This is a genomic window from Buttiauxella sp. WJP83 (assembly GCF_027594725.1).
In the GTDB taxonomy this organism is placed as follows: domain Bacteria; phylum Pseudomonadota; class Gammaproteobacteria; order Enterobacterales; family Enterobacteriaceae; genus Buttiauxella; species Buttiauxella selenatireducens.
On the sequence record NZ_CP110080.1, the window covers coordinates 2,311,065 to 2,336,957 of the forward strand.

A 25,893-nucleotide genomic window follows, 5' to 3' on the forward strand; every position below is an offset into this window, starting at 1 on the left:
TTACCGGGCTTTATCGGCAATCGAACAGGGGAAACCAATGTCGACACACAGCACTTACGCCCTGAGTGGCAAACAGTTTATCGGCGGGCAGAGGATGGCTAGCGGCGACGCCGAACTCATCAGCCTACGGGCCGATAATCAACAGCCAACGGGTTATTGTTTCTATCAGGCAAGCCTTGCAGAAGTTGACGCTGCCGCACTGGCGGCGGCCAGTGCCTTCAACGTCTATTCGCAAACCAGTGCCGAGCAGCGTGCAGATTTTCTAGCCGCAATCGCTGATGAACTGGATGCGTTAGGGGACGATTTTTTTGCTTTTGCTTCACAAGAGACCGCACTGCCTCTCCCACGTCTGACCGGTGAGCGTGGAAGAACAAGCGGGCAGATGCGTTTATTCGCCGAACTATTACGTAGCGGCCGGGTGCATGGAGCAAAGATTGATAGCGCATTACCCGATCGTACGCCGCTGCCAAGACCTGATTTACGGCAGTATCGCACTGCTATCGGCCCTGTTGCGGTGTTTGGTGCAAGTAACTTTCCGCTGGCGTTCTCCACCGCCGGTGGGGATACCGCTGCCGCGTTAGCCGCGGGTTGTCCAGTAGTGTTTAAGGCTCATAGCGGCCATATGATCGCTGCAGAGCTGACCGCGCTGGCCATTGAGCGTGCCGTGCAAAAACAGCAGATGCCTGCGGGTGTCTTCAATATGGTATTCGGCGGCAGCATCGGTGCCGACCTGGTGCGTCATCCGGCTATTCAGGCGGTGGGATTTACCGGTTCATTGCAAGGGGGCCGGGCATTATTTGATATCGCTATGCAACGCCCACAACCGATCCCCGTGTTTGCCGAAATGTCGAGCATCAACCCGGTGGTGGTAATGCCGCAGGCGCTGGCTCAGCGTGGCGAAAAAATTGCCCAGGAATTGGTTTCTTCTTTCACACTCGGCTGCGGCCAGTTCTGCACCAAGCCGGGTCTCATTATCGGTAAGCGTAGCGCGGCCTTCACCCAGTTGATCGCCGATTTGCAAAAGCGTGTTAATGCCAGCCCGCCACAGACCATGCTGAATGCCGGAACAAGGGATCATTACCTCAGCGGCTTGCAAGCATGGGATCAACATCCACAGCTGCATCATCTGGCCGGAAGCCGGGCAGAGCACGCACACCTGGCGGTCGCCCAGCTCTATCAGGCCGATTGCCAATTATTGCTCAATGCCGATCCCCTTTTGCAGCAAGAAGTCTTTGGCCCGGTGGCGATTGTCGTGGAAGTCGCAGACCAGCAGCAGTTGCTTGCTGCGTTGGAAAACTTGCAAGGGCAGTTGACCGCCACGCTGTTAGCCGATGAGGAAGACCTTGGCGAAGCGAGTGCATTGGCGCAGTTACTTACCCGTAAAGCGGGGCGAGTGCTGTTTAACGGCTACCCAACAGGTGTGGAAGTTTGCGAAGCGATGGTTCACGGCGGGCCTTATCCGGCAACCAGTGATTCGCGTGGTACTTCGGTCGGAACCCTGGCCATCGAGCGGTTTTTGCGTCCCGTCTGCCTGCAAAACTACCCAGCCGCACTGTTACCTCCAGCACTGCAGGACAGCAACCCGCTGAACCTGCTGCGCTTAGTTAACGGTGAATACACTCGCGCAGCCCTGCATTCGCCTGCCACTCATTAAAAAACTGGAAAGCTAAACATATGACAACACAGGGCAAATTTAAAAAGCAGCTGACACTTACCGATTTGACGTTTATCGGCCTTGGCGCAATTTTTGGTTCCGGATGGTTATTCGCCGCAAGCCATGTGGCGTCTATCGCGGGGCCTGCCGGGATCTATTCGTGGTTGATCGGCGGGGTCGCGGTGCTGTTGCTCGGCATAGTTTATTGCGAACTGGGAGCCGCACTTCCTCGCGCCGGGGGCATCATTCGTTATCCGGTGTTTTCCCACGGGGAATTGATGGGATACCTGTTGGGGTTTATCACACTGATTGCGTTTTCCAGCCTGATCTCGATAGAAATCGTGGCTGCACGGCAATATGCAGCGGCCTGGTTCCCGGTACTCAGTAAGCCGGGCTCCGGTGATCCCACCTTAATTGGTTGGGTGGTGCAATTTATTTTGCTGTGTGTTTTCTTTGCGCTGAATTACTACAGTGTGAAAACCTTCGCTAAATCCAATAACCTGATCAGTATTCTGAAGTTCATCGTTCCTGTTCTGGTTATCGTGGTGCTGTTCACGTTCTTCAAACCTGAAAACTTGCACAGCCAGGGATTTGCTCCCTTTGGTTCAGCCGGAGTGGAAGCGGCTATTTCTGCCGGTGGGATTATCTTCGCCTATCTGGGGTTAACGCCGATTATTTCGGTCGCCAGCGAAGTACAAAACCCGCAGCGCACCATTCCGATAGCCCTGATTTTGTCAGTGGTGCTTTCCACCATTATCTATGTGTTACTGCAACTGGCGTTCCTCGGTAGTATTCCTTCCGAATTGCTGAGCGGTGGCTGGCAGAATATCAGCCAACACTTTTCGCTGCCGTACCGTGATATTGCCGTAACGCTGGGGATGGGATGGTTGGCCTTCCTGGTGGTGAGCGATGCCATTATTTCGCCAAGCGGTACGGGCAATATCTATATGAATGCCACACCGCGCGTAGTGTACGGATGGGCGCGGGCAGGGACGTTCTTCAAAATTTTCACCCGTGTCGATGGCGAGTCGGGCATTCCGCGTCCGGCGCTGTGGTTAACATTCGGACTTTCTATCTTCTGGACATTGCCGTTCCCGTCCTGGGAAAAACTGATTGGGGTAGTCTCTGCCGCGCTGGTTCTGAGCTACGCCATTGCGCCGGTGACCGCCGCAGGATTGCGCCGCAACGCACCGGATATGCCGCGTCCGTTCTTTGTCAGGGGTTTTTGTGTATTAGGGCCGGTGTCATTCATCATCTCGGCATTGATCGTTTACTGGTCTGGTTGGAACACCGTCTCATGGTTGCTTGGCCTGCAAATTGTGATGTTCTTTGTCTATATCCTGTTTAAAAACAAAGTGCCGACTCATACTATCAGCCTGAAGCAGCAAGTCTGGTCGTCACTGTGGCTGATTGCTTTCTACGCATTGATCATCGTGGCTTCGTATTTGGGCAGCTTTGGTGGAATCAATGCGATTGGTCACCCGTGGGATACCCTGTTGGTGGCTGGCATCGCGCTGCTGATTTATTACTGGGGAGCTTACACCTGTTTGCCTAAGGCCAATTTTGTCGGGGATGAGGAAGAGTGATGTTAAAGGAAGAAATGGTTGTGAAAAACACCGTCAATCTTACGCTGCAAGAAGCTTATCAACTGGCGTATCAAGCCTTGTATCGTAATGGTTTCAGCGCCAGACAAGCCGATGCGGTGGCAAAAAATGTCACCGCCGGGCAACGCGATGGCTGCCATTCTCATGGTTTATATCGTGTATTGGGTTGCGTTCGTTCGCTGCAAGCTGGCAAAGTCGCCGCTGATGCTGAATCGACGATGACGGACACCGCTCCCGCAGTTTTACGAGTCGATGCTCATGGCGCGTTCTCATTGTTGGCTTATCAAGCGGCGCTGCCTGAATTTGTCGCCAAAGTTCGTCATTGTGGTATTGCCGCGCTGGCTATCAATCATTGCGTTCACTATTCCGCACTGTGGGCGGATATCGAACCGCTTACCGAAGAGGGGCTGGTCGCGCTGGCCTGTACACCAAGTCATGCCTGGGTCACACCCGCAGGCGGGAACCAACCCTTATTTGGCACCAATCCAATAGCGTTTGGATGGCCGCGTCAGGGGCAACCTCCGTTTGTGTTTGATATGGCGACCAGTGCAGCCGCGCGGGGTGAGATTGAATTGCATCGCCGCGCGAATAAGCCGCTGCCAGAAGGTTGGGGGATCGATAGCCATGGAAATCCGTCTACCGATGCCGCAAGCGTACTGCAAGGAGCGATGTTGACGTTTGGTGGACATAAAGGATCGGCGCTGGCAGCGATGGTGGAACTGATCGCCGGGCCATTGATTGGAGATATGACCAGCAAAGAATCGTTGGCATACGACCAACAGACAGGTTCTTCGCCTTATGGCGGAGAGCTGATTATTGCGATGGACCCTGAGCGTTTTCTGGGCGCGGATAAAGAGGAGTATTTAGCCAAAGCGGAAGTGCTATTCAATGATATGGCCTCGCAAGGAGCGCGCATCCCTGGTGAACGCCGCTTTAAGGCACGCCTGCACAGTGAGCAGTTTGGTGTGGAATTACCCCTGGCGTTATATGAAGAGATCGTGGCGTTGGGTCAGTAACACGGTAAAATCACGCACTGATAATCGTGATGCTACGTGATGATGGTCTGCCAAATGCTCAGAATTCACGTAGCGCACGCATCCTTCATGAGTTCTCTTTGAGGGAGAATGCTTCAATAAGGAAATAGCTAATGCTCAAAGAAAACTTCAATGAACTACAAATTTTTCTTGTAGTTGCACGAGAGCGTAGTTTTACCAAAGCAGCCGGTAAGCTTGGTGTTTCGCAATCAGCACTTAGCCATGCAATTAAGGCACTCGAAGAACGCTTAAACCTCCGTCTTTTGACCCGCACAACCCGAAGCGTTGCGCCAACGGAAGCTGGCGAAAGAATTATTGCCTGTCTCGAGCCTCGAATTGCCGATCTTGAGCAGGAACTGGAGTCGCTTGTTCAACTGAATGGGACAACTTCAGGCAATATACGTTTATCTGCAGGGGAACATGCCGCGCGTAGTCTGGTGTGGCCGAAGCTAAAACCTTTCCTCAGGGAATACCCGGAAATCAATGTCGAACTGGTGGTTGATAATGGTTTTGTCGATATTGTCGAAGGGCGTTTCGATGCCGGGATTCGCCTTGGTGAAAGTGTTGATAAGGACATGATCGCCGTGAGGATCGGCCCAGATATGCGGATGGCCGTGGTCGGTTCACCCGCCTATTTCTCCGCTAACCCAGTTCCTGAAACACCGCACGAGTTACAAAATCATCGGTGCATCAACATGCGCTTACCAACTGCCGGTGGTCTGTATCATTGGGAATTCGAGAGGGAAGGGAAGCCATTGCGTGTCAAAGTTGAGGGGCAACTGACGTTAAATCTCCTGGAGCAAAGGATAGATGCTGTTTTATCCGGGTTTGGCATTGCCTGCGTACCTGAAGATAGAGTTCAGGATTATGTAGAATCTGGAGAGCTTACTCAGGTTCTGCAAGACTGGTGTCCGTCTTTCCCCGGATACTACCTTTACTACCCCAGCCGCAAACAGCATCCGCCTGCTTTTGCGTTGATGATAGATGCCTTGCGGTACTCGGAATAACTGGCCTGCTTTGAACTGCAGACCAGTTTGAGTCTTAACGGCCTACACGAGCCTGATGCTCCTTTGAGTAACGGTCGCCAACGATTTTTACCGTATCAAGCGCCTGCGTGATCTTACGTAAATCATCCTGAGAAAGAATGATTTCAGTCGCTCCCAAATTTTCTTCCAGCCGGTGCAGTTTGGTGGTGCCAGGGATGGGAGTAATCCACGGTTTTTGTGCCAGCAACCATGCCAGTGCAATTTGTGCAGATGTCACCGCTTTTTCGGCTGCCAGTTCAGCCAGCAATACGATCAGTTTTTCATTGGCTTCAATCGCTTGTGCGGCAAAACGCGGCACTTTACTGCGGAAATCATCCTCACCAAACGTGGTTCCCGCCTTGATCGATCCCGTCAGGAAGCCTTTACCCAAGGGGCTGAATGGGACAAAACCAATGCCCAGTTCTTCGAGTAGCGGCAGGATCTCCTGTTCAGGTTCGCGCCACCACATTGAGTATTCGCTTTGTAGAGCAGTCACTGGTTGTACGGCATGCGCACGACGAATGGTCTGCGCACCCGCTTCGGAAAGACCAAAATGTTTGACCTTACCTTCTGCAATCAAATCTTTAACCGTCCCAGCCACATCCTCAATAGGGACGTCAGGGTCAACGCGGTGCTGATAGAGCAGGTCAATAACGTCAGTTTTGAGACGACGTAACGATCCCTCTACGGCTTCACGAATGTGCTCCGGCCGGCTGTTTAAAATTTGCTGTTTGTTGTCATCACCGAAGGTAAAACCAAATTTGGTGGCAATGACCACGCGATCGCGAAACGGTTTTAAGGCTTCGCCGACAACTTCTTCATTAACATACGGGCCATACACTTCGGCAGTGTCGAAGAAAGTGACGCCACGTTCAACCGCTGCACGAATGAGTTCGACAGCCTGACGGGTATCTGTCGCAGGACCGTAGCCGTGACTGAGTCCCATACAACCGAGTCCAAGAGCCGACACTTCAAGTCCGGACTTACCCAGATAACGTTTTTGCATTTAATAAGGTCCTCTTTAGTCGTGATTTAAACGTCGAGTTTACGGCCAGTCAGCCATTCAACCATCGCTGGGTCACGATGGGAGAAGAAGGCGCTGGTTGCAGTATCAAGGGCGGTAATTCGCAGCATATCTTCAGTACTGAGTTCAAAATCAAGGATGTTGATATTCTCAGCCATTCGCTCTTTGCGAACTGATTTTGCCAGCGAAACGATGCCGCGCTGAAAGATCCACCGCAGGACAACCTGACCCACACTTTTACCGTATTTATCACCCATCGCCGTTAATACGGGGTGCTGGAACAGACCATTTTTACCTTCAGCAAAAGGTGCCCAGGCTTCAGGCTGAATGCCACGGCTTTGCATCCACGGAACGGCGTGCAGCTGCTGGTTGAAGGGGTTTACTTCAATCTGGTTTACAGCTGGGACGACATTGTTGAAAGCGATAAGATCGGCCAGTCGGTCAGGGTGGAAGTTGCTTACGCCAATGGCGCGGATTTTTCCTGCGTGCTGAAGCTCTTCCATTGCACGCCAGGCACCATGGACATCGCCATACGGCTGGTGAATCAGATACAGGTCAATATAGTCCAGTTGAAGTCGGTTCAGGGAACGTTCGAACTGCGCTTTAGCGCCGTCGTAATTTGTATCCTGCAGCCACAATTTAGTCGTTACAAAGAGTTCGTTACGTGAGATGCCGCTGCGTTTGATTGCGTTCCCGACCTGAGTTTCATTCTGGTAGGACGCAGCGGTATCAATCAGGCGATAACCCGTATTGATAGCATCGATAACAGCTTTCTCGCATTCGGCAGCATCCGTCATCTGAAATACACCAAAACCCAGCAGGGGCATTTCAATACCGTTGTTCAATTTTACTGTTTGCATGGCGTTGTCCTTCAACTATTGTTCAGGAGAAGCATAATGCAAAGTGATTTATTCGATTAGATAGGGTAATCCGCTAGGGCTTATTAGGAATATTCATCAATTACAATTATCCGGATAGCCACTGATGCTAGATCAATGAGTGACTTGCAATGGCTTATGCAAAAGGGACTTCGATCTCTTTATTGTGTTTATAAGGTAGAATCATCAAATTGAGAATTTGTGGGCTACGTTTTAGAGGCAACCTGATGGAAGAGTACATAGCAGAATATTTCGCCCCTCAAATAGCACGAACAGAAGGTTTGAAACAGAGATGTTTAATTTATCGGGTGGTATTGGTCGCGTTTGCATCTGACGACAGCGATGATGAGGAAACGAAGTATTCGATTGATATCGTTCGCACATTTGACCGTGATTTCGATTATGGGGGAGGGAAGTCGTGTACGCCAGTTGTGTACTTTGAACATGACGGCGTGCCACTTTCCTGTTCTTTTACTCAAGATTTTTCCGCCGCAATGACAGTGTTTAATCAGTTAGTTCAGGTTATCAAAGCCAACGAGGATTTGGTCGCTCGTATTGAGGCCGACCGCAAATCTGAACAGGAAGAAGAATAAAAAACGAAAACATTTTTGTTTTATCACTGTCACAAACTACATTTGTCGGTCGATAAAATCACACACTAACCGATTGTATTTAGAGAAAATAATGACAGTAAACCGCAATGCTGTGGCTGCGATGATCGCATTTTTGTTGTTCAGTACCTCTGTCTGCGCCGACATGGATCTCGGCTCTTTGGATATTCTGGCGAGAGATAACCCGCAAAGCCCGGTGCCAAAAGGTTTTGTCGTCGGTGCTGCGGGGCTGGGCGGGCAGGCTCGCTATCAGGGGCAGGATAACAGTACTTACCTGATTCCTGGCGGCCTCTATTTTGGCGACCAACTGATGTATCTGGGCGACCGCGCTCGCTACTATTTCCATATGGACGATAACGTGGCGCTGTATGGTTATGGTCGCTATCGATTCGGAAATCTTGACCCGGATGACGCAGATTCGCTGCATGGGATGCATAAGCGGAAAGGGGAACTGGAAGCTGGGGTCGGTGGCACAATCATTACACCTTATGCATTGTTGAGTGCCCGTTTTGCCACGGATATCACCGGGCGCAGCAACGGGCAAGAGTTACTGTTGTGGGCTGATTTTCCGATTATCAAAGGCAATCTGCTAGTGATGCCGGGCATGGGGATGATGATCCGCAGCGATAAAATGGCTAATTACTATTTCGGTGGCGTCTCGTCGGCGGAAGAGACTCCACAGCGTCAGGCATGGGACACCGGGACCACGTTTTCACCGATGGCGGCGGTGGTCACCAGTTACCGTTTCAGTCCACACTGGATGGGGCTGTTGGCCGCCAACTATGAACTGTACGACAAAAGTATTGCTGACAGTCCGATCGTTCAGCATAACGGCGAGTTATATGTCATTGCCGGGGTCGGCTATACCTGGTAGCAAACGAGCTGCGGGAGGAATGCTTCCGTATGGCGCAGTTATCGTTGTTCAGCAAAACAGAAGGAGAGCCAAATGGCTTTGAGTGACCATAGAGGATGGTTACCAATTCCGTAATTTAACATAATATACATTATGCGCACCAAGGTAAGCTAAGACAGAATCCAGTGATTAATCAGCGTCATTGCCCTGGTTGCTGATAGCCTCTGAAAGATCTTTCTCCAGTGCTGATACCATCACACTGGCCATCTCATAATTCGACTTGCCACCACGACTGGTTTTCCTGGCATCACGCGCCCGGCGAACACGTTCCAGATCATACTCAATTTTTCCGACTGTACGCATCGTTCTTCTTTCCTCAATAATCACCGACCGTTCTGCCAGAAAGTTTGATTTGCGCATGCGCAAAATGACATGAATTTAATTGGCATATAGCTTCATATTTACAACTGCAGTGTTCTGCTAAAAATCAGCAACAAAATTCACTAATCTCTTCCATGGGAAGATTTTACTTTACTAAAAATAAACAAATAGCGCCTTGGATGGAAAAATATGCAGCACTTATAATGACCATCGTTAACTGTTAATTTAAATGGATGTTAAAAATGAACAAGTCAATTTTATCTGCCGCTGCATTGTTATTCCTATCTGGTAATTCCCTTGCAGCCACAGAAAATTGGGAAGGATTTTACACAGGTGCCAACATTGGGTACGGATGGGGGCAAAATCAGGATGTCGGGAATTCCGATGCTTTCAAGCAAAATATTGATGGCATGACGGGTGGCATTCAGGCAGGTCACAACTGGCAGCTTGATAATAATATTGTACTGGGTGTTGAGCTTGGTTTGTCTGCAAATGGCCTCACCGGCGACTGGAAAGACAGGGATAACAATCAGTACAGCCCGTACTACGGAGAAGATAAAATCAATCAATCCGGTTCACTTAATTTCAAAGTTGGCTATGCGATTGATAAATTCTTACCATACGTTACAGCGGGAGTAACCGTTGCTAACACTGAGCACTCGCTCGGATGCAATAAGTCACTGGTAAGCGAGACCACTGGCTGCAAAACCGCAGAATTTAACACGAGCACTTCCGATATCAGAGCTGGCGCTAATGTTGGTGTGGGTGTTATGTACAAATTCAATGAAAACCTGTCTGGTGGCATCGAATATATGTACACTAATTTAGGATCTAGTTCAGTTGCCCTGAGCGATCCTAATTACCCAGAAGCAACTGAACGTAATATGAAAACTGATTACAGCACAGTAACGGCAAGATTAAATTACCACTTCTAATCCGCTAAAATGCTCATCAGAAAATGGCACGATAAGGGTATTTACCTTTATCGTGTTTTTTTTCGTTAATATTCTCTCATGCCCTTTCAAGCCAGCTTAATCTCTTTGGCCTGCCACTTCCCTACTCCACCTATAATGGATTCTCATAAACCCGAGAAGGAAAAATTACAGCTTTCTAATTTCAGCAATATAAGTAATAGCTGCGTGCTCTACGAAATTGGGTACGTCTTCGTATGCTTCCTTACCGACAGGTGAATCAAAAGCCGTCATCGCATCTTCTATCGAATCAAACCACAGTTCAGAGAACCCATCGACCGGTGAATCAGGGTATTTTTCACGGTCAATTGGATTGAGCACATAACCTCTCAACCCGGGGAGTTTGAGCGTGATCGCCGTGTGAACTTCCTCCCAGTGTTTAACGAAATCTTCAAAGCTTTGGCCTTTTTTACGGGTAAGAAATCCCACGTGTTTGAAACCTTTAACTGAGGCCATCATGTTCTCCGTTGAGTTAAGTCAGATGTACAAAAAATAATGAAAATGGTGAAACTGTTAATGAGGAAATAACTATGATTGTTTTTTTATCCACGATAAACCGGGTTTAGTTCGCTACAATGCGGACATAGATTCAACAATAAGGGTGCTGATTTGGGTTATCTTATGGCTATCTGACCATTCGGCATGCCACGCGGGACTGAGGCGTCTGACGGAAAATTATGAGAAGAACAGATCATCTTGGCGGTATCACCGCTTTTGTTACGACAGCTCAACAGGGAAGTTTCACTGCTGCTGCCGAAAAACTTGGACTGACTAAATCCGCAGTCGGGAAAAGTGTTGGGCGTCTTGAGGAGCGTCTCGGGCTGAAACTTTTTCAGCGTTCGACACGACGGCTCAGCCTGACGCCGGATGGCGAGAGATTTCTCGCCAGTTGCCAGAGTGCGATAGACATCCTGGAAAAGGCGGAAGCGGAACTGACGTCTCATATCTATCAGCCTTCCGGGAGACTCAGGGTTGACTTACCTGCGGCCTTCGGACGACAGCGCATCTTGCCCATCCTTCTCGATATTACCCAACGCTACCCAGAGCTGGCACTGACAGTCACATTCAGTGAACGTCTTGTTGATCTTATCGAAGAAGGAATTGACCTTGTCATCCGCATTGGGGAACTGGCAGACAGCAGCGGTCTGGTCGCCAGAAGACTGACGACGCAAAAACTGGTTATCTGTGCTTCACCCAATTATCTGATTTCTCATGGAGAACCCGTCAGTCAGAATGAGTTGAGCCAGCATCAGTGTGTTGTCGGATTTCGCCGCAATCAGCCTATTTCCTGGTTGCTGAAGGAGAGTAATGGCCAAATCAGCCGCTTTACCCCACCTCCAACACATGAATTTGGTGATGGTGACGCTATGCTTGCTGCTACGCTGGCGGGGTGCGGGTTGACGCAATTACCCGTGTGGTTGGTCGGTAAATACCTTGAGAGTGGTGAGTTGAAGGAGGTTCTTCCTGGGCATTCCGGAGGTGAAATGCCAATCAGTGCGCTGTGGCCGAAAAGCCGTCAATTGCTGCCTAAAATACGCTATGTTGTGGATACGCTAGTTAAGGCTGCAGAAGACGGCTTGCTCGATTAATTACGCCGGGTTTTGATGGATAAATGCCCGCGCCAGGAACAAGCGCTATCCTCCCCTCCCGATATCGCCCCAAAACCAAAACCACCTTATTTCATCAGTTGAGCGAAAACAAATCTCACAATCATAAACCCCGTGAATATAACAAGAATAAAAATACAAATATATTATATATTGATTTTTATTCTATCCAAGAATGGACTACAAATAAAAAACAGGGTGCTATTCTGTCGCCGTCAATAAAAAATTGACACAAAAAAAACACGGATTGTAGTTTTTGGTTTTAATGGGTATGAATTCAAAAAGAAATAAAGGAAGGAAGATAAGAATGAAAATAGTAACGCCCTATTTATGGCACACACAAAAACTAGCTCTTGCATCATTAATATCTGTCGCGGTTGGGAATTATGCACACGCTGAAGATCTTGATTACAGCAATTATTATCCCTCTGCGGTAGGTGTTAATGTATCGGATGAAGTTTTAAACATCACAGCAGATAACGCTTGGTTTGAGAAAGGTCTAAATGTAACTAATAATGCTGGTGATATAAATGTAGAAATGACAAATTCAGCTGTCAGTGATAAATCTGGACTTAATAATGCCAAGGTGATTTTAGTTTCATATACAGGAAACATAACGGCGGTATTTAATAATATAGAAGCATCTGCATCAAACATAGAAAATAATGTAGATAGCGCAATATATGTAAACGCCCTTATAAAAAATGCTGATACAACGATAAATAACAGCCCGAATCTTAATCGTCCTGTGACTGTATTTGGTGGTAATCTTATTTTAAAAGTGAATAATAGTTCACTAGGGATGGGTCAAAAAGACTTACCATCCGATATTCCTATAATAGCTGCAGGCGCTGCGGTTGTCGGAGGAATTTCCGAAGTAGATATCTCCAATACTGAGTTATTAGGTAATGTCGTATCTTTGGGGTATATGGGCAAAGGAATTAACATTATCACCCTGAATAATGGCACTTTTTTAACGGGAAATATAACAGAACAAGGCATAAATAATACTTTAAATCTTGACAACGCAACGGTAACGGGTGCTGTTACAATGGGGGCGTATACAAATGCTGATACCGTAACCAGTTCAACAATAAACCTGTCAAACGGGACTTACAGAAATAATATTACTTCTGCCGTGGTCAACGGGGTTAATACTGATGATTCTTTGACGGTGAATGTTAATAACGGCGCTATGATTGGCGGTGAAACTGCCGAGACATCCCAGAAAATCACCGGTTTTGATCATGTAGACTTTAATATTAATTATGTTGATCCGTCACTGGTTAACACCGGTAAAGCCTCTTATTTCTTCTTTAATGAGGGCGAACAAGTCGCAATCGCTAATAGCATTAATGGCCGTTATATTGCGGACACGGTGCGCACCGGTTCCTACGTACTTGATCGCATCGGCTATACCGTTACGACAGATCCAGCAAAAACAGGCTATTACAGCATTGTTTTTGATGCTAATGAAATGCCACCGACGCCACTTAAACCACCTTCACCGCCGGAGCCACCAGCACCACCGGAACCAACACCACCGGCACCGGCACCAAAAACGCCAGCAATTGCCGCTGATTTGCAGGCTGCGCAGGCGGGTTTGTTAGCCTCTGATGAAATGATTCACCACATCGCCAACAGCATCACGCAGCATTTAGACGCCCGTCATATGGCCGAAAACGGCGCACAGACCAGCGCCAGCAATGTATGGTTAGACGGTATCTATTCAGGCGGGGATCGCACTGCTGGCGCTACGGAATATAGCAATGATATTTCCGGCTTCCAGTTGGGCGCGGATACTGCTTTCTTACTCTCCAACGGTGATACGCTGGCGATAGGTGCGGGTCTGGGTTATCTCCATAATGATCTGGATGTAACCAGCAGCGACAGTAGCAACGACATTAAAGGCAATTATTACAGCCTCTATGCGGGCTGGACGCAGAATCAACCAGAGGGTAAAAACTGGCACCTGTTTGCAGACACTACCGCAACCTATGGCGATATGAGCTATTCAGCCAGCGGCAAAGATGGCAAGTTGAGCGCGGGCAGTGATTATGATGGTCAGTCATGGTTATGGCAGGCTCGGCTCGGCGCACAGGTGAATCTTACTAACGACTGGTGGATCCAGCCTTATAGCGTATTGGGTTACAGCCAGACTAAAACCGATGGATACAGCGACGGTTACAGCCACGTTGCGGACGGTAAATACAAAGCAGGCTTTGCAGGTGGCGGCGCGAAAGCGGGTAAAACGTTCACCCTGAAAGGCGGCCAGACACTGCGCCCTTATGTTGAGGCTTCTTACGTGGGGCGCTTCTCTGAGGATACGCAATTCAAGACAAGCGATTACAGCTTTGACGGCCAAAACCTGAACGGCGGCAACATCGGCACCGGCCTGAATGTTAGCTTTACCAAGAATTTAAGCGCCACCGCGAAAGTGAATACCCTGATTGCAAGCGATGTGAAAAACGAAGTCAGCGGTTATTTAGGCGTAGCATATGAGTTCTAATTAACGCCGCATTCTGTAGCCCGGACGTAATCGTGAGCGATGTCCTTGATCTCTGCGACTGACAATGATTGCTGTGATGCCGTAAGGGAACATCTGTATATTCCGAACAGATGTTCCATAAATTCTACTTTAACGTACAGAATCCACCGAATTGCACAACCAGGTTGTGTGTCATTATGCGAAGAAACATGGCCACTAATAAAGTGGCCCCCTCCCCTGAATTTACATGATTTATATTGACATGGATCATAAAACAGAAAAATAGCCGCCGCAGCACATCCAATTGACACTAACATTTGAATCAATAAACAGCACATCCGCACCAACAGGCAGCTATCTCTGCATGTTGTTGATGGTGGTCACCAACAACGATGCATCTTAGAATAAGTTGATGATAAATGTATAAACCGTCATGGCTATATAAATATAACAAACGAGAAATGTTTACTATATTAAAGGATAACTTAGGATGGGTTATCCCGGCATTGATTTTATCAATACTCATACCGCTAAATACCGGGTACGAAAAACCCTTAAATATGGCGCTGACATTTATATCATTATGCATTGCAAGAAAAAATAAAATCGCATTCTACCTTACAATAATTTCATTTTTCATTATTTGCTTGTACATTCCTATAGGACATGATTTTGGGCAGATAAGCTTTGGTTATATTGCTTCCGCGTATCAAACCAATAAAGGTGAAATGACTGAATTTATCAAAGGCGTCAGCTCGACTGCTTTGCTGATGTTTTCTATCACTGTCTTTTTTTTGATTTTATATGTGATTAAAGGGAAAGGTTTTAGTAAAAAATCAAGTGTTATTTACCTTATATTGTTTTGCATTATTAATATCAAATCAATTCCAGCCAGAATGTTAGTATCTACTATTGGCTATAGCAACCAGTACACGGCAGAATTAAAGTCCCTTGAATCGCAAAAGAATATCCCTGATGATTTTACGACTTCTGCCAGTAGTAAAAAATATAAAAATATCGTTGTTGTTGTAGGTGAAAGTGCTGGTCGAGATTATATGTCATTATATGGCTATCAACATGATACTACTCCATGGCTAAAAAATGCACCTGGCTATTTCTTCGCGAATTATATTTCTGCGGCACCTGACACCTATCTTTCCCTGCCAAGAACAATGGCCATGAGCAATGGTGAAGATACTGACATTAAAAACAATGTCGTCGCTTTAGCGAATAAAGCTGATTTCAATACTTTTTGGATTTCCAATCAGGGGTATATTGGTGAGTATGATACGCTATCGACCGTTATTGCAGAGTATGCGCAACATAAAACTTTCTTAAAAAAAGGAGATTATGATTCTAACAATGCCGATGATATGCAGCTGTTGAATAGCCTGGAACAAATTGTAGACAATGAAAGCGGTCAAAAAGTGATATTTATTCACATGATAGGCTCCCATCCTGATCCGTGTGAAAGATTGAATGGTTACCCGGTCAACTTCAACGTTAAAAACAACAATGAAATAAACTGTTATCTGGCAAGTATTCAAAAACTAGATAGCTTTATCGAACGTGCAGTGTCAATCCTGAAGAATAAAGGAGAGAGTTACTCTCTGGTGTATTTCTCGGATCATGGTTTGACGGTCAGACAGAAATCACGTCATTTAATCTTTGGCCAGGACGTACAGTACATTCTGTTTGGTACGGATACCCGTTCTGTTCTGCATGGCAGAGAATTCAAACAAAATTACAACGCCCCATTCTTTATCATTGCCAGCGACATACTTACGCACAACACATATTATAATTACCTGAGCGCAAATAACTTTATGGCGATTTTTGAATGGCTGGCCGGATTTAGCTCAAATAAAATAAAGCCCTTATCACCCATAGAACATTCAGATGAGAATGTGTCCATTTATGATGGCGAGTCAATTATTCCTTATAACAGCCTGGCAGATATTGAAATCCTAAAGTAAGTGGATTAACGGGCCAATATAGAGTTGACCCTGACTTTTAACTAAAAGGGGTACATGTTTAACATGTACCCCTTTGTTCATGGTCAGTGAGTCTATCAGCGACGAGTCACATAACTGGGATCAGTTAGAAACTATACTTCGCACCAATCATGGCTGATGTATCACTGTATCCTTTATCGCCGATCTGCACGCCAACATTTCCCCATACGTTCAGATGAGTATTCAATTGACCTTCAACACCGGTTTTCAATTCACCAACATTACGTGCGCCCGCCTGGGAAATATTTATACCATCCATACGCGTTCCGAAATCATGAGTGTTGTGGATCCAGTTCGCTTCCACAAAGGGTTGGAAGCTGCGATTTTTGCCAGCATCCATTTTGTTGTGTCCTTTGAGGTAAGTGCGAACGCCCAGACGCGTCTGGATATTATCCTCTCCCAAAGCGCTCACCTTCGTCCCGTTACTTTCCTGATGGTCATCTGCGGTCACCCCCATCCAGATTGCCTGGGCCTGCGGTTGAATAAACCATTCATTCACAGAACCCTGGCTACCGCTATATTCACCCAGTTTGTGCGTATATCCCAGTTCGAGTGACGCGTTGATGCCGCTTGATTCATACGATTCGCCCTGAATATCCTGGCCTTTGACATCATTATTAAACCAGCCATATTGCGCCCAGCTATCCAGGTAAGCGCCCTGTTTCGTTTCGTCATTTTCATGCCAGGTCACGTACAACCCGGTGCTGTAGCCGCTTACCGATCCCTCAGAATGGTAGCCGGTGGCACTTGAGCGAGAATTGCTGTCATTACTGCCGTAACCTGCCATCACGCCAAGGTGCCAGCGCTGCAAACCATCAGGACTCCACTGCGCCACATCTCCGCCGAGTTGCGTGACATAGCGGTTACTCTGCGTATCAAGCTGACCGGTGCTGTCCTTCCAGCGATTGTGCCCACCTACCTGTCTCAGCCACATGCTGGTGACGTTCTGTTCACCTGTTAGCGCATCGATATACTGTGTTTCGCCCTGACGATCGTGCAGACGGGTGATAAACATCGTATTAGCGGCCGCCAGGTTGGAGGTATAGCTCGCAGATTCCGGACGTAATAAGTAATGGCTGGCCAAAGACCAGTCAGCCCCTGTTTTCACGATGTCGTAGTCATACACGCCTGCGACAATACGGCCTGATTTCGTGAATGTCCCCTCCGAGAGCCCTTTAACTTCGACCAGACGAACGCCTTCAACAGTCTGCGCGCCTTTACCGCCCAAGTTATTCACTTTGATAAACGTGTTGCCGCTGGTATTGCCATTAACCACAATCTTATCGGAGAGGGTCGTATCATCATTCAACACGGTATTCATTATCACCGTGCCATTTTGCCCTCTCCAGTTTGTTGCCGTCAGCGTTTTCCCTGCGACCATCGGTGACGAAGACGGGGCAACAAAATTGAGCGTACCGGCGAGGTTGACGTCATCAACCTGCGAATCGGCGGTCATATTCCAGCGACTGGCTTTATCAATGTTAACGTCAGTAGGATCGATCGAACCGGTCAGGCTGGCACCGTTACGCAACGAGAGCGTGGTATTGTCTTTTGCGACGATGTTGCTGACCAGATGAGCGCCACCTTTAGTGCCGTCCAATACCAGTTCACCGCCATCAAGATGCGTGTCACCTGTCCATCCGGTGTTACCCGTCAGAGTCAGTGAGCCATCGCCACTCTTGGTAAAATGACCTTTACCGGAGCCATCGACAATATCACCGGCAAACGTTGAGTTATCTGCAATAGTGGCATTGTTCGCTGTCATCGTGGCACCATTCAGACGGACTTCCCCTCCTGTGCCCGTCAGCTTATTGAGCTTTTGGTCATGACCATTCAGGTCGAGCACGCCACCATTAATGGTCACGGCACTGCTGCTGGCAATGCTGTCCGCCACGTCAGTACGCAATGTGCCGCCATTGATGGTGCTCTTGCCGGTATAGGTATTCACAGCCGACAAAACCAATAATCCGTTACCAGCCTTGGTCAGACTCTTACCGTCCCAACCGCTGTCAAAAGAGCCGTTTTGGTCAGCAAGCACGGTATCAACATTAAATCCGGTTCCCTGTGCGACAGTAAAGGACCCCGTCCCCTTGGTCTGAAGACCGTCAGTCCACGCCATGCGGAAGCCAAGGTTATAATCCTTGCCATCCGTTGAGACATGCCCGTCATGCAACAAATACTCTATTCCGGTCGATGACAGTGGGTTATTCGCGAAATCACCTGTAATACCCTTCGCTGTATGGAGCACGGTATAGGTATTTTTTGTCACGTCGCTGGCCTTGACCGGTGCCGGGCCATCGACGAAACCATTGATGACAAGCTGCCCGCCAAGGCTTGCTGTATCTGCCTGAATTTCAGGTGATGTGCCGAGGGTGATATTCAGGTTCGAACCCGCAGCCTGGGTGAATGCGCTTCCAACGACCAATGTTGAATTCGCCTGCCCAACGCTGGTCGTGGCTCCCGCCTGAGTCGTGTAGTTCCCCGATGTGGTAAACGCGCCTGCCTGTTCGAACTTCAGTGTGCCGCCAGTAACATTAACACTGCCGACCGCATTGTTAGTGCCGCTCAGAATTTGCGTCAGAGTTCCTGCTTTCGTGAGCTGGCCGATATTGTTCAATGCGCCTGCGAAACGGGCTTCATCAACAAGACTGCCGTTACCCGTCTGATTATTACTGCCCAGGGTGAGCTGACCGCCTGCGCTGCTGGAATTGACCGCGCTGGAAGTATCGCCCTCAAGTGATCCAAGAATCACTCCTGCCGCGTCCGTCTTCAGAACAGCGCCAGTATCGAGAAGAATGCGCGAACCGGCTGCATTAGCACCCGTCAAAACAATGCTGCTGCCCGCGCCCGTTGCCCATAATCCGGTGCCTCCGGTGCTGCCGCCATTGACGGTGACCAGACCACCAGCTTCAGACTTGATGCCCCAGGTATTCGCAGAAGCTGCGCCACGGATATCAAGCGTCTGGTTGTTCAGCGTAATTTGGCTACCCGCTCCATTCGCATCGAGCATGGCCGACCCTGCGCCTGTGACGGTGATGGTCGGCAGAATATTGCCCGCTGATCCATCAAAGGTCCTGGTCGCACCGCCCGTTGCGGTGAAGCCATGGGAACCCGCCCCCGAGGTCGTAATGCTGCCGCCGTTGCTGTTTATGCGGGCTGTTCCGTCCTGTCGCATGCCATGTGCGCCATCGCCCGTAGTCGTTACTGTCGTCGCAGCCGTCAGATCGATGACAGACCCTGCACCACTTGCGTAAACACCAGTGGCGCCAGCGCCTGCAGTGTTCACCGTGGTGCTGGTTCCTGCGTGGAGAGTGCCGCCGTTAGTTGCCTGCAGACCATAGGCATTATTACCTGTCGTGTGAACCGCCGTCGTTCCGGTGCTGGTAATCTTACTTCCGCTGCCAGTAGCAAGCAGGCCTGCGGAATTATCGCCAGCCATCGTCACATCCGTATTGACCAGGTTGATAACACCACCGTTCTCTGCCCATACACCGATACTGTTATTGCCGGTTAGATTCGCCCTGATAAGGCCGCTGCTGGAAATGGACGAGCTGGAGCCATCGGCATCCAGTCCGTGAGAATCATCGCCAGCGATGTCAATATCGGCGTCAGCAAGATGCACAGCGCCACCAAGAAGTGCCAGAACACCCGTGTTATCTCCGGAAGGAGCAATTTGGATAACTGTCTTACCGGTAATATTAATGGTGCCGGGGAATGCGGCAATACCCCGCATAAAACCGCCAGTGCCCGTTATGTTGACGTCGTTCAGATTGACAGACGCGGTGTCTCTTTGCGTAGCAACACCCGTGGCAGCGCTGGCATCAACAAGATGAATTGTTGTGGTTCCGCTAACGGAAATCACACTGTCGCCGCTATAGGCATTTAGCGCGGTATAGTTAATTCCCGTATTGGTGATATCAACATCAGTGAAATGAAAGTTCCCTTCATTATCAGCCCTGATGCCTCCGCCCCCATTCGTCGTGTTAATAGTGACCAGACCTGTGCTGGTGAGGTTTCCGGAACTTTTGATCCCGTAAGAGTTCCTACCGGTGGTCGTAATATTGACGTTTTTAAGGTGAGTATTCGTATCATAAAAGCCTGCGATGCCATTACTGCCAGACCCTGAGGTATTCACCACAATGTCATCATTAGACGTGATCGTTTCACCATAATCCGCATAGATACCAGGAGTGCTATCAGTAGTCGTTTTGACTGTACTGGTTTCGCCAGCCGGGAAGGTAAAATCGCCAGTGATAGTTGAGGTATAGTTAGCCGCATAGCCGGCACTACCAAATAACATCGCAAAAACACCTACGGATAACGATCCGAGTTTCGTATTATTCACACTGCTTTTTTGTTTTTTTTGCGATGTCGCCAGTTCTGAAACAACCATCCAACATTGATTTGCAATACTCCATATAACCCTAAAGACTTTATTCATTTCCATAAACTCGCGAATTTATAATTAGACGCGATTTATAACCGGAAATATATCGTTACACAACGTACGAATAAGAATGTTCCTATGTACATAATTGCACAAAGCTTGCAGCCATCTATAGTATTATATAATAACATCATTTATTATTGTTATTACAATTATGCAAGGCAATGAATGTGTAGCGAAGCGACAAATCACGAGGTTTAAATAAAAACACAATAAAAACAATCATTTAAATAATGTATTTTATTGGCATCAAATAACTTCAGTACACTACCCTTTGATTATTTACAGATATTATGTGTAAAACGAAATAATTCAATATATTGAGATAAGCAAATGAAATAGAGCGCCTGCAACTAAGGACATCACGAGCACGGTATCATTCTGGAAATACCATTATTTATATATTTCACATTTTATATTTACGAGCCTGCCCAAGATAAGCCAGTACCGCACCACTGCTCTCATTTATACGGCTGACCATCATTAAATTCGCTGACAACTCTGGCGCGTCTAAAACCCGATAGACAACCCCAGGGATTGCCACCTGAACTAACGGCGCGGGAACCAGTGCTATTCCCAGCCCTGCACCCGCCATTGCGAGAACACTCAGCGTGCTGGAAATTCGATAAGCAATATGTAATTTATCACCCAGCAAGTTATGCAGTCCGGCAACTAAGTGCGACTCGGCATCATCGACTGAGTAGAGAATCAGTGGTTCATGCGCCAGCATATCAATTGTTAGCTTACTTTCAGCCACTAGCGGATGATCGCTACACATCACCACGACTCTTTCCCATTCACCCACTGATTCATAGACAAGCGCAGAATTATGCTCTGGCGGATAATCAGGCATGTAACCCACATCCAGCGTTCCGCTCAGGATAGCCTCACTTTGCAGATGCGGAGCCATTTCCTGACAGAGCAATTCAGCATCGGGATAGGCATGATGAAATGAGCGCATATCTTTCATCAATATTCCGCTGAACACCGCATTTCCTGCAAACCCTACCCGCACCCGTCCGGTTTCTCCACGCATTGAACGCTCTACAACCAGACGCGCGTGCTCAACGTTATCCAGCGTACGTTTTGCCTCAACCTGCAAAAGTAATCCAGCCTCAGTCAGTTCGACACGGCGACTGGTGCGGATAAACAAAGGGCCGCCAAGATCCGCTTCCAGCGCTTTTATCTGCATACTCAATGCGGGTTGAACAATATTCAGCCGTTCGGCAGCCCGACCAAAGTGCCCTTCTTCAGCGACCGCTAAGAAGTATCGCAGGTGGCGTAATTCCATTAAGCGCTCCATTCATCATTAAAAATGATTAATCAGTCAATTCAATATATTTGAGTTTAACGTCTTTCGCGACCAGACTGAATCCAGTCAACTAACAGGAGTCAGAACATGCAAAACCAACTTCAGGATCGCCAGGCACTTAACGACCTTATCAATGGCTGGATGCACCGCGATCTCGGCGAGTGGGAACAACTACGCGAGTTATTCCATCCCGATGGCACAATTGAAATCACCTGGTTTGAAGGGCTGGGCAGTGATTTCGTTGAGGGTTCAATGCGTATGGGGGAATCAGATGTACGAACCAAACACCTTATTGCGACGCCGACCATCACATTTAATGCCACCGGTACTAAAGCGATTCTCGAAACCAATGCGATGATCATTGCTGAAAATGTAAAACTGAATCTGGGTTGTGAATGCCATAACCGGTTTTACGATAGGGTAGAAAAACGCGATGGCGTCTGGAAGCTGTCTCACCGCCAAAGTATTTACGATATGGGGACATTTACCTTCCCGATGGGCCTGGTAGAAATTGATAAGAGCGTCGTGGCGAAGTATCCACGCGAATACGCAACGCTTGCCTACATACTGGAAAAGAGCGGATTCCCTGTGCAACGTGTGTTTGCCACACGAGGCAGTGTGCTGGAACAAGACATGAAACGTGATGCTAAAACATGGTTATCCCGTTAACTCACTGTTCCTGATGGTATACGTAGCACGCCATCCACCAGCTTGATTGCCAGGAATACGGAGCACTGGCGCAATGTTGCCGTTAACCGCTTTACTTTGTGCTCCTCTAATTTAAAATGACTCACTTCATTTCTTCTCTATAGGTATTCCGCCAATGCGCCATTGATGCTGCCGTCTGTCTGACGGCCAATTTATTGCCCCGTTTGTTCGGGTCAGTTTCTGGCATCTCTGGAGTACACAATGACGAATACTTATATCGCGCTTGAATGCGTTGATTTCACATTACCTGACGGCACACCGCTGTTCTCGCAGCTCAATGAAACTTTTGACACCCGTCGTACTGGCCTCGTTGGGCGAAACGGCGTAGGCAAGAGCGTTCTCTCGCAGATTTTGGCCGGGCAAATTCAGCCTTCGTCCGGGCGCTGTACCCGTTCGGGCTCCACATGGTATCTGGCGCAGCAGATTGACTATCCGGCACAGGCCACTGTTGCACATCTTGCCGGTGTACAGCCCACGATTGACGCGCTCGATCGCATCGAAATGGGAAGCGTGTCTGAGAACGATTTTGATATCGTTGGCCATCACTGGGATATCCGCCAGCAACTACAGCTTGAGCTGGAAAAATCCGGGCTTGGGCATCTTGACGCATCGACCCCGGTTAGCCAGTTAAGCGGTGGCGAAGCGATGCGTGTCTCATTGGTCGGTGCCTGGTTATCTGAAGCCGATTTTTTAATTCTTGATGAGCCAAGCAATCATATCGACAGCACATGGCGGCAGACGCTGATTCACCAGTTACAACGCTGGTCCGGCGGATTGTTGGTGGTAAGCCATGATCGGGAGTTGCTGGAATCCATGCAGAGAATTGTTGAACTGTCATCATTAGGCTTGAGTCATTATGGCGGTAATTATTCGTTTTACGCGCAGCAAAAGGCGCAAGAAACGCAAAATGCCCTGCAACTACTTGAGCAACGCAAACGCGATCGCCTGCGCGAACAAAAAGCCCTGCGCGAGCAGAAGGAACGCCTTGAGAAGCGGCAATCACGGGGGAATAGGCAAGGACGCGAGGCCAATCAAGCCAACATTTTACTGGGTGGACAAAAGCAACGCAGTGAAACGTCCGCGGGGAAACTGAATCAGCAACATCTTGCCGCACAGGCGTTACTCGATAAACGGGTGCAGGAAGCGGCGAATCAAGTGGACGAAAATGCCACTATCGTGGTGCACGCTTTGGCGGTGAATTCGCCTTCAAAGCGCCGGGTGGCCGAGCTCCAGGATGTACAACTGCCCTTTGTAGCCAACTTCCCTTCCCCTTTGAATCTGACGATCACCGCTCAGCAACGTATCGGTGTTGTCGGGAATAATGGGTGTGGTAAGTCAACATTAGTCAAAGTGCTGGCAGGCCAGATTCAGCCGTTGTCCGGGGAGTCACGTGTCTTACACGGTTACGCCTGGCTTGATCAACATCTCACCAACCTCGATCCTAAGCGTACCGTTCTGGAACAGATGCTGGAGGCCAACCGCTCGGCGGGTGAAGCTGATTTACGCATGCGGCTGGCACAACTGGGCCTTGATGCTGAAAAAATCCAGACAGCCTGTGGGTTGCTAAGCGGGGGCGAACGCCTGAAAGCCGCGTTGGCCTATGTGCTGTATGCCGATTCTATCCCACAACTCTTGTTGCTGGATGAACCCAGTAACCACCTGGATTTACATTCCATTCAGGCGCTGGAAGCCATGCTTTGTCGTTACCAGGGCGCGCTAGTGGTCGTTTCGCATGATGCGGTATTTCTGCAGAACCTGAATTTAACCGATCGGTTAACCCTAACTGAAAGTGGTTGGCAACTTCAGTCTTGGCACAACTCATAAAGAGGATTAGCGCGGTATAACGAATAGCGATTTACATTTTGGGCAGAGCAGCGTTTGCCCCAGTCGGACTTTGTTCGCGGGATGTGAGGATTTGCTTCCGCAGATAGGACATGTCACCGAGCTATTTGCCGCATTACCGAAGCGCTTCATTGCGTAATCTAAGAGGGACATGATGATTAGCCATTTCAATGAATGAGGTTCATCGTATCACGCCCTGAACAAATAGCGCACAAGTTATCCTGTGCCAACTGTCTTCGGGCGGATATGGCTACAACAACGGCAAATGGGCATTCAAAAACGCTGAATTAAAACGTTTGCCATTGCCCTTCTACTGCCTGTTTTGATGGCTTAGCGCGAACGGGCCGTGAGATGACAGAAGTGGCCCCACGTTCTTCATCGCCCAAGCGTAAATTGCTGGTTCTGGTCTGCAACTCAACCACCTGGTCTTTAAGCACATCAGAAGAATGAGCCAGTTCGACAACCACTGCTGCGTTGCTGTGGGTAACTTTTTCCAGCTCTGACAGCGCGATGGTAATTTGCTGGATCCCTTTCTCCTGTTCATTCGTTGACAAGAAAATATGTTCCATCAACAGATTAAGATCGTCTGAACCCGAAACAATATCGTGCATATTTTTTTCTGCTTCAGAAACCAACTTCGCGCCTTGCATCACATTAATATTCGTTTGTTCAATTAAAGACTTAATATTCTTTGCGGACTCTGAGCTTTTTTTCGCTAACACTCTGACCTCACCTGCAACCACGGCAAACCCTTTACCGTGTTCGCCCGCTCTGGCCGCTTCGACTGCGGCATTTAAAGCCAGGATATTTGTCTGGAAGGCGATCCCGTCGATTATGCTAATAATCTCGGTCATCTTTTTAGAACAGTCAGTTATCGACACCATATTCTCGGTGAGTTTTTGCATTACATCACTGCCATGCCCTGCTGACTTATGCGCTTCACTGGTGATGGTGTTTAGCTGACGGGTGTTTTCTGCGTTGCTCTTCGTTCCTGCGGCGATCTCTTCCATGCTCGCTGCAGTTTGCATCAACATGGCTGATTGTTGTTCTGTTTTTACCGAGAGATCCGCGCTCTGATTAGCCAGTGTGCCAGACAGCTCGCTGGCTGAATTTGAAGACTTTCTGATATCTATCACCAAACTGGATATTTCTTTCGCCAGGCTGTTTATGCCAGGAATTAACTTTCCTGCGCAGTTATTCCCGAACTCAGCTATCGATATGGACAAATTTCCGGTGTTTATTTCATCGATATTTCTTTTAACTTCATTAATCGGTTTGACGAGATAGCGAGTCATGTAAGTCCACAGGATGAGAAGCAAAGCCACTCCAACCGCATTCAGCATAAGTAAAACGTTAGTATTTGCTAATAACAAGAAAGCCATTAAATTCATTAACGCAATTGATATTGCTGTAAAAATAATAATCACGGTTCTTACGCT

General features: G+C 48.3%; 20 protein-coding genes and 1 pseudogene. 12 read left to right on the top strand and 9 right to left on the bottom strand.

The features are described 5' to 3' along the window. Positions 1–37 precede the first annotated feature (37 nt). The 4 genes from OH773_RS10760 to OH773_RS10775 all read left to right on the top strand — a co-directional run bounded on the left by OH773_RS10760 (position 38) and on the right by OH773_RS10775 (position 5,299). Positions 38–1,654, top strand: a complete 1,617-nt coding sequence (locus tag OH773_RS10760; protein ID WP_270145581.1) for an aldehyde dehydrogenase (NADP(+)) — start codon at positions 38–40, stop codon at positions 1,652–1,654. A gap of 20 nt (positions 1,655–1,674) precedes the next feature. Beyond that, entirely contained in the window at positions 1,675–3,240 is a 1,566-nt protein-coding gene (locus tag OH773_RS10765; RefSeq protein ID WP_270145583.1) for an APC family permease, read from the top strand. Beyond that, positions 3,240–4,274 carry an Ldh family oxidoreductase gene (locus OH773_RS10770; protein ID WP_270145585.1) on the top strand — a complete coding sequence of 345 codons (1,035 nt, stop codon included), beginning with the start codon at positions 3,240–3,242 and terminating at the stop codon, positions 4,272–4,274. Before OH773_RS10765 ends, OH773_RS10770 begins: the two co-directional genes overlap by 1 nt. 131 nt (positions 4,275–4,405) lie before the next feature. Next, positions 4,406–5,299 (top strand): LysR family transcriptional regulator, encoded by an 894-nt coding sequence (locus OH773_RS10775; protein ID WP_270145587.1) that lies wholly within the window; start codon positions 4,406–4,408, stop codon positions 5,297–5,299. A gap of 34 nt (positions 5,300–5,333) precedes the next feature. Here the strand turns inward: OH773_RS10775 and OH773_RS10780 are convergent, their stop codons facing one another. Together OH773_RS10780 and OH773_RS10785 are read right to left on the bottom strand one after the other, a co-directional pair. Beyond that, positions 5,334–6,323 (bottom strand): aldo/keto reductase, encoded by a 990-nt coding sequence (locus OH773_RS10780; protein ID WP_270145589.1) that lies wholly within the window; start codon positions 6,321–6,323, stop codon positions 5,334–5,336. Between the two features lie 26 nt (positions 6,324–6,349). Beyond that, a complete protein-coding gene (locus OH773_RS10785) occupies positions 6,350–7,201 on the bottom strand; it encodes an aldo/keto reductase (protein ID WP_270145591.1) in 852 nt (283 codons plus the stop codon). A 245-nt stretch (positions 7,202–7,446) separates the two neighbouring features. Between OH773_RS10785 and OH773_RS10790 the strand changes: the two genes are divergently transcribed. Both OH773_RS10790 and OH773_RS10795 read left to right on the top strand, forming a co-directional pair. Further along, entirely contained in the window at positions 7,447–7,812 is a 366-nt protein-coding gene (locus OH773_RS10790; protein ID WP_270145593.1) for a hypothetical protein, read from the top strand. Positions 7,813–7,903: 91 nt separating this feature from the next. After that, complete coding sequence (locus OH773_RS10795) at positions 7,904–8,704, top strand: MipA/OmpV family protein (RefSeq protein ID WP_270145595.1); 801 nt, start codon at positions 7,904–7,906, stop codon at positions 8,702–8,704. A 168-nt stretch (positions 8,705–8,872) separates the two neighbouring features. Here OH773_RS10795 and OH773_RS10800 read toward each other — a convergent pair whose 3' ends face one another. After that, on the bottom strand, positions 8,873–9,046 hold the full coding sequence (locus OH773_RS10800; protein WP_270145596.1) for a hypothetical protein: 174 nt from the start codon (positions 9,044–9,046) through the stop codon (positions 8,873–8,875). A gap of 260 nt (positions 9,047–9,306) precedes the next feature. Between OH773_RS10800 and OH773_RS10805 the strand changes: the two genes are divergently transcribed. After that, positions 9,307–9,999, top strand: a complete 693-nt coding sequence (locus tag OH773_RS10805; protein ID WP_270145597.1) for an outer membrane protein — start codon at positions 9,307–9,309, stop codon at positions 9,997–9,999. 165 nt (positions 10,000–10,164) lie between these two features. Here OH773_RS10805 and OH773_RS10810 read toward each other — a convergent pair whose 3' ends face one another. Next, a complete protein-coding gene (locus OH773_RS10810; RefSeq protein WP_270145807.1) occupies positions 10,165–10,491 on the bottom strand; it encodes an EthD family reductase in 327 nt (108 codons plus the stop codon). Positions 10,492–10,712: 221 nt separating this feature from the next. Here OH773_RS10810 and OH773_RS10815 point away from each other — a divergent pair, with 221 nt between their 5' ends. The 3 genes from OH773_RS10815 to OH773_RS10825 all read left to right on the top strand — a co-directional run bounded on the left by OH773_RS10815 (position 10,713) and on the right by OH773_RS10825 (position 16,106). Continuing rightward, entirely contained in the window at positions 10,713–11,624 is a 912-nt protein-coding gene (locus tag OH773_RS10815; protein ID WP_270145598.1) for a LysR substrate-binding domain-containing protein, read from the top strand. A 325-nt stretch (positions 11,625–11,949) separates the two neighbouring features. Next, the gene (locus OH773_RS10820) at positions 11,950–14,151 is read left to right on the top strand and encodes an autotransporter family protein (RefSeq protein WP_270145599.1); all 2,202 of its coding nucleotides are present in this window, start codon (positions 11,950–11,952) and stop codon (positions 14,149–14,151) included. A gap of 398 nt (positions 14,152–14,549) precedes the next feature. Continuing rightward, positions 14,550–16,106, top strand: a complete 1,557-nt coding sequence (locus OH773_RS10825; protein ID WP_270145601.1) for a phosphoethanolamine transferase — start codon at positions 14,550–14,552, stop codon at positions 16,104–16,106. Between the two features lie 124 nt (positions 16,107–16,230). Here OH773_RS10825 and OH773_RS10830 read toward each other — a convergent pair whose 3' ends face one another. From OH773_RS10830 to OH773_RS10835, 3 genes and pseudogenes are all read right to left on the bottom strand, one after another. Next, on the bottom strand, positions 16,231–20,490 hold the full coding sequence (locus tag OH773_RS10830) for an autotransporter outer membrane beta-barrel domain-containing protein (RefSeq protein ID WP_270145603.1): 4,260 nt from the start codon (positions 20,488–20,490) through the stop codon (positions 16,231–16,233). A 21-nt stretch (positions 20,491–20,511) separates the two neighbouring features. After that, a pseudogene (locus OH773_RS22435) lies at positions 20,512–20,592 on the bottom strand (ESPR domain-containing protein); the annotation flags it as partial. A gap of 406 nt (positions 20,593–20,998) precedes the next feature. Beyond that, positions 20,999–21,883: a LysR substrate-binding domain-containing protein gene (locus OH773_RS10835; RefSeq protein WP_270145605.1), complete on the bottom strand. Its 885-nt coding sequence runs from the start codon at positions 21,881–21,883 to the stop codon at positions 20,999–21,001. A gap of 108 nt (positions 21,884–21,991) precedes the next feature. On the opposite strand from OH773_RS10835, the gene OH773_RS10840 reads away from it, so the two are divergent. Both OH773_RS10840 and OH773_RS10845 read left to right on the top strand, forming a co-directional pair. After that, complete coding sequence (locus tag OH773_RS10840; RefSeq protein WP_270145607.1) at positions 21,992–22,573, top strand: nuclear transport factor 2 family protein; 582 nt, start codon at positions 21,992–21,994, stop codon at positions 22,571–22,573. Between the two features lie 240 nt (positions 22,574–22,813). Beyond that, entirely contained in the window at positions 22,814–24,436 is a 1,623-nt protein-coding gene (locus tag OH773_RS10845; protein WP_270145609.1) for an ABC-F family ATP-binding cassette domain-containing protein, read from the top strand. A 6-nt stretch (positions 24,437–24,442) separates the two neighbouring features. Here OH773_RS10845 and OH773_RS10850 read toward each other — a convergent pair whose 3' ends face one another. Beyond that, positions 24,443–24,607, bottom strand: a complete 165-nt coding sequence (locus OH773_RS10850) for a YnfU family zinc-binding protein (protein WP_221200547.1) — start codon at positions 24,605–24,607, stop codon at positions 24,443–24,445. Positions 24,608–24,741: 134 nt separating this feature from the next. Continuing rightward, positions 24,742–25,797: a methyl-accepting chemotaxis protein gene (locus OH773_RS10855; RefSeq protein WP_442865682.1), complete on the bottom strand. Its 1,056-nt coding sequence runs from the start codon at positions 25,795–25,797 to the stop codon at positions 24,742–24,744. Positions 25,798–25,893: the final 96 nt, after the last annotated feature.

Excerpts from the sequence above, each read along its gene's own strand:
- OH773_RS10805 (WP_270145597.1), top strand. The coding sequence starts at position 9,307 with ATGAACAAGTCAATTTTATCTGCCGCTGCATTGTTATTCCTATCTGGT.
- OH773_RS10840 (WP_270145607.1), top strand. The coding sequence starts at position 21,992 with ATGCAAAACCAACTTCAGGATCGCCAGGCACTTAACGACCTTATCAAT.
- OH773_RS10850 (WP_221200547.1), bottom strand. The coding sequence starts at position 24,607 with ATGTCCCTCTTAGATTACGCAATGAAGCGCTTCGGTAATGCGGCAAAT.
- OH773_RS10810 (WP_270145807.1), bottom strand. The coding sequence starts at position 10,491 with ATGGCCTCAGTTAAAGGTTTCAAACACGTGGGATTTCTTACCCGTAAA.
- OH773_RS10795 (WP_270145595.1), top strand. The coding sequence starts at position 7,904 with ATGACAGTAAACCGCAATGCTGTGGCTGCGATGATCGCATTTTTGTTG.
- OH773_RS10845 (WP_270145609.1), top strand. The coding sequence starts at position 22,814 with ATGACGAATACTTATATCGCGCTTGAATGCGTTGATTTCACATTACCT.
- OH773_RS10775 (WP_270145587.1), top strand. The coding sequence starts at position 4,406 with ATGCTCAAAGAAAACTTCAATGAACTACAAATTTTTCTTGTAGTTGCA.
- OH773_RS10780 (WP_270145589.1), bottom strand. The coding sequence starts at position 6,323 with ATGCAAAAACGTTATCTGGGTAAGTCCGGACTTGAAGTGTCGGCTCTT.
- OH773_RS10785 (WP_270145591.1), bottom strand. The coding sequence starts at position 7,201 with ATGCAAACAGTAAAATTGAACAACGGTATTGAAATGCCCCTGCTGGGT.
- OH773_RS10815 (WP_270145598.1), top strand. The coding sequence starts at position 10,713 with ATGAGAAGAACAGATCATCTTGGCGGTATCACCGCTTTTGTTACGACA.
- OH773_RS10820 (WP_270145599.1), top strand. The coding sequence starts at position 11,950 with ATGAAAATAGTAACGCCCTATTTATGGCACACACAAAAACTAGCTCTT.
- OH773_RS10760 (WP_270145581.1), top strand. The coding sequence starts at position 38 with ATGTCGACACACAGCACTTACGCCCTGAGTGGCAAACAGTTTATCGGC.
- OH773_RS10790 (WP_270145593.1), top strand. The coding sequence starts at position 7,447 with ATGGAAGAGTACATAGCAGAATATTTCGCCCCTCAAATAGCACGAACA.
- OH773_RS10800 (WP_270145596.1), bottom strand. The coding sequence starts at position 9,046 with ATGCGTACAGTCGGAAAAATTGAGTATGATCTGGAACGTGTTCGCCGG.
- OH773_RS10770 (WP_270145585.1), top strand. The coding sequence starts at position 3,240 with ATGTTAAAGGAAGAAATGGTTGTGAAAAACACCGTCAATCTTACGCTG.
- OH773_RS10825 (WP_270145601.1), top strand. The coding sequence starts at position 14,550 with ATGTATAAACCGTCATGGCTATATAAATATAACAAACGAGAAATGTTT.
- OH773_RS10835 (WP_270145605.1), bottom strand. The coding sequence starts at position 21,883 with ATGGAATTACGCCACCTGCGATACTTCTTAGCGGTCGCTGAAGAAGGG.
- OH773_RS10765 (WP_270145583.1), top strand. The coding sequence starts at position 1,675 with ATGACAACACAGGGCAAATTTAAAAAGCAGCTGACACTTACCGATTTG.
- OH773_RS10855 (WP_442865682.1), bottom strand. The coding sequence starts at position 25,797 with ATGCTGAATGCGGTTGGAGTGGCTTTGCTTCTCATCCTGTGGACTTAC.